The organism is Shewanella sp. BC20, from assembly GCF_003129585.1.
In the GTDB taxonomy this organism is placed as follows: Bacteria; Pseudomonadota; Gammaproteobacteria; order Enterobacterales; family Shewanellaceae; genus Shewanella; species Shewanella seohaensis.
Map to the genome: position 1 here is coordinate 1 of NZ_NHRI01000021.1, position 12,877 is coordinate 12,877.

The following is a 12,877-nucleotide window of genomic DNA, read 5'->3' on the forward strand; positions in this document are numbered from 1 at the left end:
GGGCAGTAGAAGCAGATATCCATCAGGGCCAGAGAGATCCCTCAACAACAGGCCGGATATATGGGTGCAATGAACTCTTCTCAAAATCGCTATCGAATGTCTTGCAAACCGGATGGGTCCATATATGACCGACTAGCTTTCGCAGGTGCAGGGACGCATCCTTCGGAAGCGATAGCAAATTTGCCAATGAGCACAAGGGGCATTCAACTCCGTTGGGGGCGGCAAGGGAGATCCAAGAGGGAATTGCTGTTGATCCCCTCTTGGTCGGGTGTGGGTTGAAGACCCACGACCTTGATTCACTTCGGCCGTCAGGCCGCAAAGTTCAACGTAAATCAAATAGTGATTTACGCTGCCCCATCACACTGCGATTTACCCGCTTGATAACAGCTGGGTTGCCGTGGGCAGACGGCGCCGCGGGAGCAGATAAGCCGAGCATCATTTTTAATACCACGTTCAATCCAGTTGATATTCAATATCTTAGCCACACTTACTAGATCGCTTTTAATATGCTTGGGAATCGCGACCGAGCCGCCACCTGACACACAGGCGGCTTTTAAATCATGGGCGATAGAGAGTGTATCTTTGCCTTGGGCTTCAATGGCCGGATTCAAATCGATACCGGCACAGAGCACATGGGGGTTGCCCGCCGAGTCTTCGACCTTAATCGACTCGCAGCAGTAAATCCGTGGTTCATTGCCCACATTTAAAATCGAGATCTGCGCCGAGGTCCCAACTGAAGGTTCGCTAATCATTCTAAACACCGCCCAGTGCTGACAAGGGTCTTCCACCAGCCGCATATTGCCCCAAGGCAGAGGAATACCATTGCCTCGGTAAACGGCCTTGAGTTTGCCCGGCGCATAGGCATCAAAATAATGCCAATGGGGATAAGGCGATACCACCGTCATCCGCCGCATGGCGACCGAAGCCGACACTTGCAGCTGTTTATGCACCTCAATTTCGTAACCGTGGCGGTCGAGCAATTGTCGATAAGGCACCTTAGGGCATAACAGGGCTCCGGCAAAAAAACTGGACTCAAAGTCGCGCCACGCATGCAAAATATCCTGCGCGTTCAGGGTATTAGACTGCATCGTCACTTCTTCATCCATCTCCAGTTTTCGGCCAGAAATCATCACACTCTTAAGCCCATCTTTATTGTGCAACACACAATGGCCGATATGGGCGGCGAGATCGTACTTCAGTCGACTGGGGCGATTTTTAAGGACTTTATTGATGTAAATTGTGCTGGGCGGCTCGAAGAAAGAAGTCACTAACTGATGGGAGCTTACGCCGCGCTCGTCGATCACTTCTTGGGGCGTACTATCTATCCATTTGATTTTTAAGCCTACGCCCTTGGCAATATCCAGCATCTCCTCGAGGGATAAGGGCATACGTTTTAACCCAACTTCTTCGGCGGCACGTTCAAGATCGGGGAAATGGTTTTGATGATGTTCCTGATGGGCGCGAATTAATAAGTGGGCGAATTGTCGACCCGAAATCCCAGTCTGGGATAGCATTTCAGGGATTGCTATTTGCAAAATATCATTTGAAAACAAAAAGCTGGGTTCGAGCGCCATGCCGCTAATCCCACCACGGCGGCCTTTGTCCGGCGTGATGGCACTTTCCTCGGGCACGTCGTCTAAAAACCAGTCAACGTCCTTTTGAAAAACCGTGGCAATCACGGCCAACATTTCGGCACTGGGTACGCGTTTTCCACGCTCGATCATCGACAAATATGACACAGAGGGCGCACTGCCTGCATCGACGCGAATGCAACGCGCAGATAAATCTTCCATGGTTAAATTGTTACGTTTCCGTAGGTTACGTATTTTTGTCCCTAGGAAATGTGACTTTCTCATCAAGCTCTGGTCATTGCGCATTTTGTAAAATTCACATTGTAAAATTTTTATTGTGAAATTGTAGTCAAAAAAAGACTAGACTACAAATTAAGCAATCGAGGCAGGTTATCCACCTGACACTGCTTAACCATTAACTCTGTCGGACAAACCAAATTGAAGACAAACGTTGAACCATTAGAAGTGAAATCAAGGCCCTAATTTTTAATTTGAATGTGTAGAGGATACAGCGATGAATATGTCAATTATCAATAGCCACCAGATCCAACCGAATCTAAACAGCTTCATCGCAGAAGAAGTGCTTGCCGTCGCCCAAGTGAACGTGGCCGAGCATGAAAAACTAGCCCAGGCGAAGCAGTTCCTCGACCGTCATTTCCCACTGGATGCGGGTTCGCACCAAGATGTGATCAGCTATGTGGTTTACTACCAACACCTACTGGCATTTTTTGCCGACGGCAGCCACAGCGGATTACGCCAAACCAAGCAGTTTGTTGCCTTCAACGGCACTAAAGATGCGCCAAGCGCCATAGTGTTACAGGACCAAGGCTGCCATGTTGAATTGTGTTTCGACCGCACTGGCATGATAGGCGCGCGGGATTTAGCAAATTTGGAAGATGTGCAAATCGAAGCGCCTGTTGAGTTAGCCGCCGAACCCACAGAGACACGTAACACCACCTCACGCCACTGGTTAAGCCTGTTACATGCAGGAATGCCAAGCGCTAACGATATTCAAGACAAGCTGTTTACTGCTAAAGATGGTGGCGACTACAGCCTGCAACGTATCGTGAATCTCTAAATTCCGCGTATTTTCACGGGAGAGTTGCCGTCGGCGGCTCTCCTTTTTAAGCCTCAAACCTACCTGCTTATTAAGGCTCAATAAAATTGACTTACAAAATAAATTAAATTGATTTTATTGAAGCTGAACGCAATCGTTATAATGCCCGTCTTTGTCAGCGTCCCAATGCTTATTCGGTTGGCTTATTCGAGTACCCATGCCTATGTGGATGAATACGACAATCCAAGATTGGAACGATAACACTCAGTCGCAAACCTAAGGCGTTATGAATTTTTCATCGATAGTCTCGCAACTTAAGCAACCCCATCGCCTTGTGTTTATCTGCGCTGCGCTACTGTGTCTCGCGCCTGTTATCTCATCCCCTATGGCGCTTGTGCTCGGTTTTACCTTGGCCAGCCTAGGTTGGGTGCCAAACGACTGGAATATCGCTGCCCTCACCAAAAAATTACTGTCCTATTCGATTATTGGTTTAGGCTTTGGCATTAACTTCAACGCCGCGATTGAGGCCAGCAGCCATAACCTCGGATTAATTGTCGGCTCGATTATTTTTACGCTGATCTTGGGCTTTTTGGTGACTCGCGCTTTAAAGTTTGACCCGATCACAGGGCACTTAATCGCCTCTGGCACCGCCATCTGTGGTGGCAGCGCGATTGCCGCCGTATCGCCCGCCATTAATGCCAAACCAGACCAAACCGCCACCGCATTAGCCTGTGTATTTGTACTCAACTCGGTGGCTTTGTTTTTATTCCCCGCCCTCGGGCATTTGCTCAATATGAGCCAATACAATTTTGGCGTGTGGAGTGCCATCGCGATTCACGACACTTCCTCAGTCGTCGGCGCGGCCTCTGCCTATGGTGATGAAGCACTTAAAACCGCGACGACCATTAAACTGGCGCGCGCACTGTGGATTATCCCTATCGCCCTTGTCAGTGCCCTGATCTTTGGCGGCGATAAACGTAAGCTTAACCTACCGTATTTTATTGGATTTTACTGTTTAGCCATCGCAATCGCCCATTGGTTACCACAGTTTCAACCACTCTACGACACGCTGTTTATGGTATCGAAACGTACCTTGGTCCTATGTCTGTTCTTGATTGGTGCGGGGATTACGGTGCAAAAAATGCGGGCGAGCGGCCCTAAGCCTTTGCTGCTGGGCGTGGTTCTGTGGGCAGCGATTGGAATAACGTCTTTAGGTTATATTCTGTATTTTCAATAGATTGGATTTGAGCCTAGCAGCTCAGATTGACGTGCTAACGCGGGATGCATTATTCGGCGTTGGGTTTAATCCGCCAAGCTAACCCCAGTACGCCTAAAAAGGCGGAAAATTCGATCAGCGAGCGGAGTAATCCTGTGGTTTGCGTGGATGCAACCAAGGCAATAAGGCAAAACACAATCAGCAGCGAGTTTTTCAATTGCATCCTCCGACGAACTTAGGGGATGCTCATTATTGTTTAGAACCAAAAAGCCAGCCAATATCGATTTTCAATAACAAATAGCTATAACAACTAAGCCTGAGCGTTTAGCTTAAGCGGCTTTATGGGCGCTATCGGACTCGTTTGCCGCCAGTTCTTGGTTATGTTCTTGAATAAAATCCTCCATAAACCAAGCACAAAAGGTGTGGCGGCCATCCACATCGGCCTTGCCATAAATGGTCGACGCCTGTTGACGCACCGTTTTCTCTTTTGTCTGCCTCACTTCGGCAATTTCTTTAAAACTCAGACCTTTAAGCAATAAAAATGCGACTTGCTGCTCGCTCTTGGTAAAACCCCAAGTATCAAACTGGTTCGATACGGCTTGGCTGTATTCCTGTCTGGCGGAGCGCATTTGGGTCGACATATTGTCGATTTTTTTATCGGCGAACTCGAGGCGTTTTGCTAAGGCTTTAACCTCGCGCGAGCGGCGAATTAAATCGTAACTGAGGTAGATGGCCCCAACGGCGGTGAGCACTAAGAGTATGGCTTCCTGCACTAAATGCCATTGCGGGATGCCTAATTGAATGTCGGAACTAATGTCAAAAAGCTTAAAGCACATGATGAGTGCCAGCAGACCAATAATGACAATATCCTTCATCTAAAACTCCTAAATAAAAGCAAAATCAATCAATTATTTTATGGGACATATGTACCATAGGCGGATTTATGATACAGGTCCCCGACGACTTTCAGCCGTCAATCCCTACACTGACAGCATTGTTTAATACCACAGAATCATCTCATGTCTGTCAGTTCGTCTTGTATCAAGTTATGTCTGTTGACCAGCTTAGTCGGCAGTAGTTTCCTGTGTCTTGCGGCGGAAGCTGAACTTTCCCAAGCGCTTTCGAGCAGCCAAGCGAGGTTGACTCATCTCACTTCGTCGAGTAACCAAGCGGCAAATTTATCCAGCTCGACCTGGCTCACCGGCCTGCCGAGCATTAGCTTAAGTCACCTCGGGAGCTTGGATAATAGTAACAGCTACGAGCAGGAACTCTCAGTCAATTTGCCATTTAAATCGCCCGCGCTACACAGCAGCGATAAGCAAATAAAACAGCTCGCCGAGCAAATTCATCAACAACAAACGGCGCTGCAAGCCTTGTATCTCTCGGGATTATTAAGGCAGAGCCTATGGGAATACCGCCAGAGCGAAGTCAAACTGGCGCAGCTTGAGCGCAAACAGCAGTTGCTCGATAAACTCCATCGCCAGCAAAAACAACTGACCGATGCGGGGGAATTGCCACTGGCCAACACTCTGCTGCTGGAGCGGGAAAGTGTCGATATCGCCTTAAGCCGTGCCGACATTCTGCAGCAACAAGCCCAATCTTTAACCCTATATCAACAGCTGACGGGCCAAGATCAGATGCCAAGCGCGATAGAAGAAACTGACCGCCCGCTTGGCAAGGGCGCCGAGACCTTAGCCCAACATCCCCTATGGCAATTGCTAAAGCTGCAACAACAGCAACACCTGCTGCTGATCCAAACTCAGCAAGCGGGTGAGCGCGATCCTTGGACCGTCTCACTCACAGCAAAAAATACCGCGGATACGGGCGTGGATGATCAACAGTTAGGCATCGCCGTGTCAGTGCCCTTAACCTTGGGCTCGGCACTGTCCCAGAGCGATTTATCCCAATGGCAACAAGCGAATACCGAGCAAAGTCTCAATCTTGACCGCAGCGCCCTCGAACTTAAAAACCAATGGGATCAATTAGTCCGCCAGCAAACTAACCTCGTCGAGCAACAGCGCCTACTCACCCAAGCGCTCACCCTCAGTCGCACCATTACCGAGGAACTCGCCAAGGTAAAAGATCAAGATCAGGTGAGTTATGAAGTCTGGCTGCGCCGCTATATGGAGGCGCTCGACACCGAATCCCGCTTGGCGCTTAACCGCGTCAGCTTGCAACAACAGCATTCTCAACAACTCCAAGCCTTAGGAATTTCATTATGATGGCCAAGTACGGCGCATGCCTTCTCTATTTATCCGCGAGTGTTGTAGGCTCAGCGCAGGCCGAAAGCTTAGCCATCAGCGCCTTAGGCAATCTCGACCTCAGTTACACCCAACCACAAAGGGTCGCCAGTTATGAGGGCAGTCCATTGCCAGCGCAGGTTGAAATCCTCCCCGGCAATGATTACTGGATCAGCACGCCCGAGAATATCCAGCAGGTGCACTTTCTCGTCGGCCAAGGCCAGCGCGTCAGTAAAGGCCAAGCGATAGTCAAACTCACTGGGCCAGAAGTGTTCCACTACCTCGCCCAAGTCGAGGCCGCGGCGAGCCTGTATCAACTCGCCAAGAGTCGCTATGAGCGCAACAAACCTTTGCTCGCCAATGGCAGCATAAGCGCCGAAAAATGGCGTGAGATTAGTCAGGACTATTTCACGACCCACCTCGAATACGAGCATATGCAGCACTTTATGGAGCGCGTCCACAGCACGGATGCGGCAACCGACTCCTTAGTGGTCGCCGCGCCCGTCGACGGTATCGTTAAACTCAATGCCATCAGCGGCCCTTATATGGCCGGGGATCAGCTGTTTTCACTGGTGCCCAATAACAGCATCCGCGTCAAAGTGAATGTGCCGACGGGGCAGTCACACTCCCTGTCGGCCATCAACATTAATCAATGCCATATCGCGATTGAGTCACTGTCAGCCATCGCCGAAGGCGCCTTTGTCACGGCTTGGTCTTCGGCGGTGCCACAGGAATGTAACCTGTTGTTAGGTCAGCAAATGACTGTGGTTCCTGAGTATCAAAAGGCCGTCTATTTACTGCCCAAAAACAGTGTGTTTAGTTGGGAGCAAGACAGCCAAGTGTTCACTCAGTCCGATAACCAGCTCAATGCGTTGACGGTCGATATTTTAGGTTCGACGCCGGAGCAATATATTGTCGCCAGCGATCAAGACTTGAGTCAGCTGCAAGTCCTATCCCAGTCGGTTGCCGCGGTGAAAGGCATCATGCTCGGTTTAGGAGGCGAATAAGATGCTCACCTCTGTGATCCGTTTTTCGCTCACTCAGCGACTCTTTGTGCTGATTGTGGCGCTGATCCTCATGTTGGCAGGCGCACGCGCTTGGTTCGCCATTCCCTTGGATGCCTTTCCGGATATTTCCCCAACCCAAGTGAAGATTATCCTCAAGGCTCCGGGCATGACGCCGGAGGAAATCGAGGCCCAGATTACCGTCCCGATTGAAACCGAGCTGCTCGGCATTCCGAAGCAATCGATTCTGCGCTCGACCACTAAATACGCCATTAGCGATATCACCCTCGATTTTGAAGAAGGCACGGATATCTATTGGGCGCGCCAACAGGTGAGCGAGCGCCTCTCGGCGGTCTGGGACAGTTTTCCCGAAGGCGTGAGTGGCGGTGTGGCGCCCATGAGCACGCCGCTCAGTGAAATCTTTATGTTTTCACTCGAAAACCCCAATCTTTCCCTGTTGGAGCGACGTCAATTACTCGAGTGGGAAATTCGGCCGCTGCTGCGCACAGTGCCGGGTGTTGCCGATGTGAATATCCTCGGCGGTTATGCCAAGAGTTTTAGTATCAGCCCCAATCCTGCGGCGATGGCGGCTGCGGGCGTGAGCTTTGCCGCGCTGCAACAAGCGATTGTGGAGAATAATCACAACGAAGGTGCCGGTAAGCTCACCATAGGTACTGACACCATCATAGTGCGCTCCGAGGGACGCATCGATGATATCGACGAGCTTAAACAGCTAGTGATCAAAGCCGATAATGCCAAGGTCTATCGCTTGCAGGATCTCGCCGATATCCAGATAGGCCACCTTGCGCGCTACGGCGCCGTGACTAAGGATGGTAACGAAACCGCCGAAGCATTAATCATTGCCCTCAAGGACGCCAATACGGCACAAGTGGTTAACAACATTAAGGAAAAGCTGGCGCAAATCAGCCTGACTCTCCCCGAAGGCAGCCAGATAAACACCTTTTACGACCGCGCCAACCTGATCAATACCGCTATTGAGACCATCTCCAATGCGCTATTCGAGGCCGTAGTGCTGGTCATCGTATTGCTGGCACTGTTTTTAGGTAATGTCCGCGCCGCGTTAGTGGTGTCCCTGTCGCTACCGCTAGCCGCACTGTTCACCTTTTTGATGATGGATTACTTCAATCTCTCCGCTAACTTGATGAGCCTCGGAGGCCTCGTTATCGCCATCGGCATGTTGGTGGACTCCTCCGTGGTCGTGGTTGAAAACATGGTGAATTTAATCGCCACTAAACAGCGTTTGCCGCGTTTACACTTGATCTTTCGCGCCACCAAAGACGTCGCCATTCCGGTAGTATCGGGCACGGTTATCGTCATCATAGTGTTCTCGCCACTGCTCACCCTCAGTGGTTTAGAAGGCAAACTCTTTACCCCAGTCGCCATCACCATAGTGTTTGCCATGCTGTCGGCGCTGGTGTTATCGCTGACTGTGATCCCCGTGATTGCCTCGTATCTCGTTAACGAAAAGGCCGCGAAAGAACCTAAGGCCATCGAAAAGCTCAAGCACCTTTACCTTGGCAGCCTAAAAGCCTGCTTTGGTTGGCAAAAACCTTTTATGCTCACCGCCTTTAGCTTGCTGATTGTCAGTCTCGGCCTGTTTAGTCTGGTGGGGAAAACCTTTATGCCGACCTTAGATGAGGGCGACATTATTCTCCAGTTAGAGAAATCCCCTTCGATTTCCCTCGACGCTTCCATCGCTATCGATAAACAGATCCAGCAAACCCTGCTAAGCCAAATCCCCGAAATTAAGCAGATGGTGGCGCGCACCGGCGCCGATGAGATTGGTTTAGATCCTATGGGATTGAACGAAACCGATGTGTTTTTAGAGCTGGCGCCCCGCAGCGAATGGCGTTTTGCGACCAAAGAGCAACTTATCGATGCCATCCGCACTGTGCTGCTCAAATATCCCGGCGTGAACTTTAACTTTACGCAACCGATACAAATGCGCGTTTCCGAAATGCTCACAGGCAGCATTGGCGATGTCGCGATTAAAGTATTCGGTAATGATATCGAGACCTTAGGCAAGCTCACCGGCGAAATAGAACAACTGGTCACAACGACTCAGGGCAGTGTCGACGTTAAGATGGCGATGATTGAAGGCAGCCCCTTTATTAATCTCACCTTAGATAACGAGCTGGCCCGTGGGTTTGGGATGAGCACTATGGAGTTTGCCCGCTACCTCAAGAGCCAACTCGAAGGCGTGGTCGTCACCGAAGTGCTGCAAGGGAAGAAGCGCACGCCCGTGCTTATCGCCAATAATCAAGCGCAGATCAGCAACATTAACGAACTGCAAAATCAGCTATTGGTGATGCCAGATCATTCCCTAAAACGCCTAAGCGATGTGGCCGTTTTGAGCTATAAACAGGGCCCTATCCTGATCGAGCGGGAACAAGGAAATCGCTTTTCGGTGATCACCACCAACGTCCAAGGGCGGGATATTGTGGGCTTTGTGGAGGAGCTAAACAGCAAAATCACCAAGGAAATCAAACTGCCCAGCGGCTATAGCGTTAGCTTCGGTGGCGAGTTTGAAAACCAGCAGCGCGCCACCAGCAATTTGTTGCTGGTGATCCCCATAGCTATCGCACTGATCACTTTGATTTTATTCACCACCTTCGGCTCACTAGCAAAATCGGGATTAATCCTCGCTAACGTCCCTTTTGCCATGATGGGCGGTATCGTCAGCTTGTATCTCTCGAGGGAATACCTCTCGGTGCCCGCCTCAGTAGGCTTTATCGCCCTGCTCGGTGTCGCCGTGCTTAACGGCGTAGTGATGGTCAGTTATTACGAACAAACCAAATACTTATTTGGCAGCCTCAGGGAGCGAGTCGAACAGGGTGCGGCGCGGCGACTCAGACCCATTCTGATGACGGCCACCACCGCCATGTTTGGTTTGATCCCCTTAGTGTTCGCCTCGGGCCCAGGTGCTGAAATCCAAAAACCCTTGGCCATTGTGGTGATCGGTGGATTGCTCACATCGACCATTACGACCTTGTATTTACTGCCCATGTTGTATTTTTGGCTGGAGAAACGCCGATGAGCACGGAACAACTGCTAGTCCTGATCGCCCAAAACGATATTAAGGACGATATAGTCGACACCCTGATTGAGTTGGAGTTTTTATCCGGCTTTAGCTTGGGCAATATTTGCGGATTTAGCCGAGAGCACAGCCATTTCAACATCAAGGAACAAGTGGAAGGTTATCGGGAGTTTTGTAAGTTTGAGATTATGCACCCTGTAAGCCAGCAAAGCGCCCTGCTTGAGGCACTAGCAAAGGTCTGTAAACACAACCCTTGCCGTTATTGGATTAAGCCCATCTATCAAAACGGCACGCTTTCCTAACGATAAAGGGCATACAGCCTTTGAGTGAGTGACTACAGAATCGGGGTTGGGCGACGCACTAAGTAACCACTGGCGATTGAGAGAATGCAGTAGGCGGTAAAGAAGTAGAATCCGCTCTCAAACTGCGCCTTGGTCTTTAGCATTTCGCCCATGCCACCCGAGGCATTGCCCGCCAAAAAGGTAATGATCAGGGCCACCACAAACACATCGGCCATCGACCATTTCGCCAGCGCAGACACTAGATGATGAATGCGCCACTGCAGCGCAACCGAACTCACGCTTTGTTGTACCAACATCAGACTGAGTTTCACTGCGGGGATAATGATACTAAACAGCATCACCAGACCAGCCACTAAGCGATTGCCTGAGTTGTATAATTCGGTGACTGTGCTCCAAATACTGCGGGTTTGCTGTAATACTTCTACCTCACCCTTGAGGTTATTCAGCCCCAACAGCCCACTGACCATATTCAACATGCCACGGGCACTGTCGCGCCCCGAGTCCTCATCGAAACTTTGTGCGACCTGCTCAATCCCTTGTTCGGTGAGTTTGGCCTTATCTATGCTGCCATTGAGGCTCAAAATGGGTTGAGTCACGCCGGGAATTAACAGCGCTAAAGACAGCAGAATAACGAGAATCGGAAGGAGAGAGTTGCGTACACTATTCATAACTGGGCCCTAGAAAAACTTTGGCCCAGTGTACGGCCTTTCCCCTTATCGGGGCAATGAATGGCACCTGACAACTTGGCAGATATCAGGCGCAACGGCGCGCATTAGTAGAAGGGTTTAGGATCGATATCCAGCGAGCTAGGTGAAACTCCGCGTTCAATATGCAGATCCGACTTGAGCAAATCTACCATAACCACCTCGGTGTAACGTTTTGCTTTTAAAGAATAAAAGCATTTTACGATCGGGTGTAATGCGTCCCGGTCCTTCGAAGTCCAGACGATACCCACTCGTCCATCGGACAATTCGACCAAAGAACCGACAGGATACACGCCGACGCAGCGAATAAACTCGTATACCAGTTCTTGATCGAGATGGAACGGTGTCAAACTCAGTAGGATCTTAAAGGCCGCCGCGGGGCTCATGGCCTCTTTGTAACAACGAGTGGCGGTGAGGGCGTCGAAGATATCAACGATACAACTCATGCGGCCATGGAGTGGGATTTCCTCGGCCTTTAATCCCCTTGGGTATCCACGGCCATCAAGCTTTTCATGGTGCATCAGGCAAACGTCTTTACTGACCTGAGATAAGCCTTTTGTTTCGTTCATAATTTCAAGTGCATACACTTGATGCAGCTTCATATGTTCGAATTCTTCTGGGGTCAGTTTACCCGGCTTATGAAGCACCTTGTTATCGACCTTGATCTTGCCGATATCGTGCAAGATACCACCGACCGCCATTTCCCGAAGAATCGAACGGTCGAGCTTTAAGTACTTACCAAAGGTAACCAACAGGAAGGCCACATTCACTGAATGTTCAAGCAGATAAGCATCCTTTGAACGCAGTGCAGACATACATCTCAGCGCGTCTTCATCCAACAAGACAGATTCAATCATGCTGTCGGCTAAGGCTTCGAATGGGGCGACTTCTATCGCTTTGCCTTCAAAGGTTTCTGACAAGACTTTGCGGATCAAGTCTTTCGCTTCGGTCAAAATGACCTGCGCCTGCTTTTGTTGATTCTCGCGGGTCGCTAACGGTTTCTTCGGTTCTGGCGGAATGTTGTTGCTGGCTTTACGTTTAAAGCCACAATGTTCGGCCGAACGTTCAGTGTCGACCCAAACAAATTTGATCCCATTCTTGGTTAATTTGGCAATCGCATCCCTGTGCTTGATTTGGCCAGCGTTTGCAATGGCGAGTCGACCTTGATCACTTTTGTCTATCGCACAGACAAACATACCCAATGTTAATTGCGACACGGGTAATTTGATTAGCTCAACTGATTCTGCCGACTCACTCATTTCTAGCAACCCCAAGGCATAGAGAAGATTACTGCTACTGACCACGCAACACACTATGCTAATTTAGCACATTATGAAGCCATTTTTATCTTGGTAGTATAGGACAGTATAACTTGCATTCTAAGCTGGGGAGGCTAAAAGCACCATATGCTTTGATGACAAGCCTCAAAGAACAAGGCAAAAACCAAGCAAAATGATGGGACTCGGTTCAAATATAAGCTAATTAGTTAATAATACGGTATTTTTTAGCATCAAACATTCGAAGCTTGTCATCATCCAACGACGATATTGGCAGTTATAACAGGAGCGAAGTTCATCATCGACCTGCTCATCCTCATCATCGGGAGCAAAGCGAGGGCACAGTTGTGCCACCCGTCTCGCCTCGGAATATTGCTGTAAACCCGCCCGAAAAATCCAGCGCTCCGTCTCGTATTCAAACTGTTGAAGTAGCTCTTGCTCCATTTTC

Annotated in this window: 12 protein-coding genes; 6 read left to right on the plus strand and 6 right to left on the minus strand. The window is 49.8% G+C overall.

The annotated features are described in order from the left end of the window. Positions 1 to 344: 344 nt before the first annotated feature. Positions 345 to 1,877 (minus strand): DUF3612 domain-containing protein, encoded by a 1,533-nt coding sequence (locus CBX96_RS18120; protein ID WP_109287620.1) that lies wholly within the window; start codon positions 1,875 to 1,877, stop codon positions 345 to 347. Positions 1,878 to 2,085: 208 nt separating this feature from the next. Here CBX96_RS18120 and CBX96_RS18125 point away from each other — a divergent pair, with 208 nt between their 5' ends. Together CBX96_RS18125 and CBX96_RS18130 are read left to right on the plus strand one after the other, a co-directional pair. Next, entirely contained in the window at positions 2,086 to 2,649 is a 564-nt protein-coding gene (locus tag CBX96_RS18125) for a malate synthase (RefSeq protein ID WP_011624573.1), read from the plus strand. Between the two features lie 265 nt (positions 2,650 to 2,914). Continuing rightward, positions 2,915 to 3,865 carry a YeiH family protein gene (locus tag CBX96_RS18130; RefSeq protein ID WP_109287621.1) on the plus strand — a complete coding sequence of 317 codons (951 nt, stop codon included), beginning with the start codon at positions 2,915 to 2,917 and terminating at the stop codon, positions 3,863 to 3,865. 49 nt (positions 3,866 to 3,914) lie between these two features. On the opposite strand, the gene CBX96_RS18135 is transcribed toward CBX96_RS18130, so the two are convergent. Further along, positions 3,915 to 4,061 (minus strand): hypothetical protein, encoded by a 147-nt coding sequence (locus CBX96_RS18135; protein ID WP_083758005.1) that lies wholly within the window; start codon positions 4,059 to 4,061, stop codon positions 3,915 to 3,917. A gap of 112 nt (positions 4,062 to 4,173) precedes the next feature. After that, a complete protein-coding gene (locus tag CBX96_RS18140) occupies positions 4,174 to 4,719 on the minus strand; it encodes a LuxR C-terminal-related transcriptional regulator (protein ID WP_109287622.1) in 546 nt (181 codons plus the stop codon). Positions 4,720 to 4,863: 144 nt separating this feature from the next. Here CBX96_RS18140 and CBX96_RS18145 point away from each other — a divergent pair, with 144 nt between their 5' ends. From CBX96_RS18145 to CBX96_RS18160, 4 genes are read left to right on the plus strand one after another with little or no spacing between them, the layout of a single operon-like run. After that, a complete protein-coding gene (locus CBX96_RS18145; protein WP_109287623.1) occupies positions 4,864 to 6,066 on the plus strand; it encodes a metal transporter in 1,203 nt (400 codons plus the stop codon). Further along, on the plus strand, positions 6,063 to 7,091 hold the full coding sequence (locus CBX96_RS18150) for a membrane fusion-like protein (RefSeq protein ID WP_109287624.1): 1,029 nt from the start codon (positions 6,063 to 6,065) through the stop codon (positions 7,089 to 7,091). Before CBX96_RS18145 ends, CBX96_RS18150 begins: the two co-directional genes overlap by 4 nt. A gap of 1 nt (position 7,092) precedes the next feature. After that, on the plus strand, positions 7,093 to 10,146 hold the full coding sequence (locus CBX96_RS18155) for an efflux RND transporter permease subunit (RefSeq protein ID WP_109287625.1): 3,054 nt from the start codon (positions 7,093 to 7,095) through the stop codon (positions 10,144 to 10,146). After that, positions 10,143 to 10,448 carry a DUF3240 family protein gene (locus tag CBX96_RS18160; protein WP_109287626.1) on the plus strand — a complete coding sequence of 102 codons (306 nt, stop codon included), beginning with the start codon at positions 10,143 to 10,145 and terminating at the stop codon, positions 10,446 to 10,448. The genes CBX96_RS18155 and CBX96_RS18160 overlap by 4 nt, the downstream gene beginning before the upstream one ends. 32 nt (positions 10,449 to 10,480) lie before the next feature. Here CBX96_RS18160 and CBX96_RS18165 read toward each other — a convergent pair whose 3' ends face one another. The 3 genes from CBX96_RS18165 to CBX96_RS18175 all read right to left on the minus strand — a co-directional run bounded on the left by CBX96_RS18165 (position 10,481) and on the right by CBX96_RS18175 (position 12,873). After that, positions 10,481 to 11,116, minus strand: coding sequence for a paraquat-inducible protein A (locus CBX96_RS18165; RefSeq protein ID WP_109287627.1), 636 nt, complete (start codon positions 11,114 to 11,116; stop codon positions 10,481 to 10,483). Positions 11,117 to 11,220: 104 nt separating this feature from the next. Then, complete coding sequence (locus tag CBX96_RS18170; protein WP_109287628.1) at positions 11,221 to 12,411, minus strand: HD-GYP domain-containing protein; 1,191 nt, start codon at positions 12,409 to 12,411, stop codon at positions 11,221 to 11,223. Between the two features lie 219 nt (positions 12,412 to 12,630). Continuing rightward, on the minus strand, positions 12,631 to 12,873 hold the full coding sequence (locus CBX96_RS18175; protein WP_023266167.1) for a hypothetical protein: 243 nt from the start codon (positions 12,871 to 12,873) through the stop codon (positions 12,631 to 12,633). Positions 12,874 to 12,877: the final 4 nt, after the last annotated feature.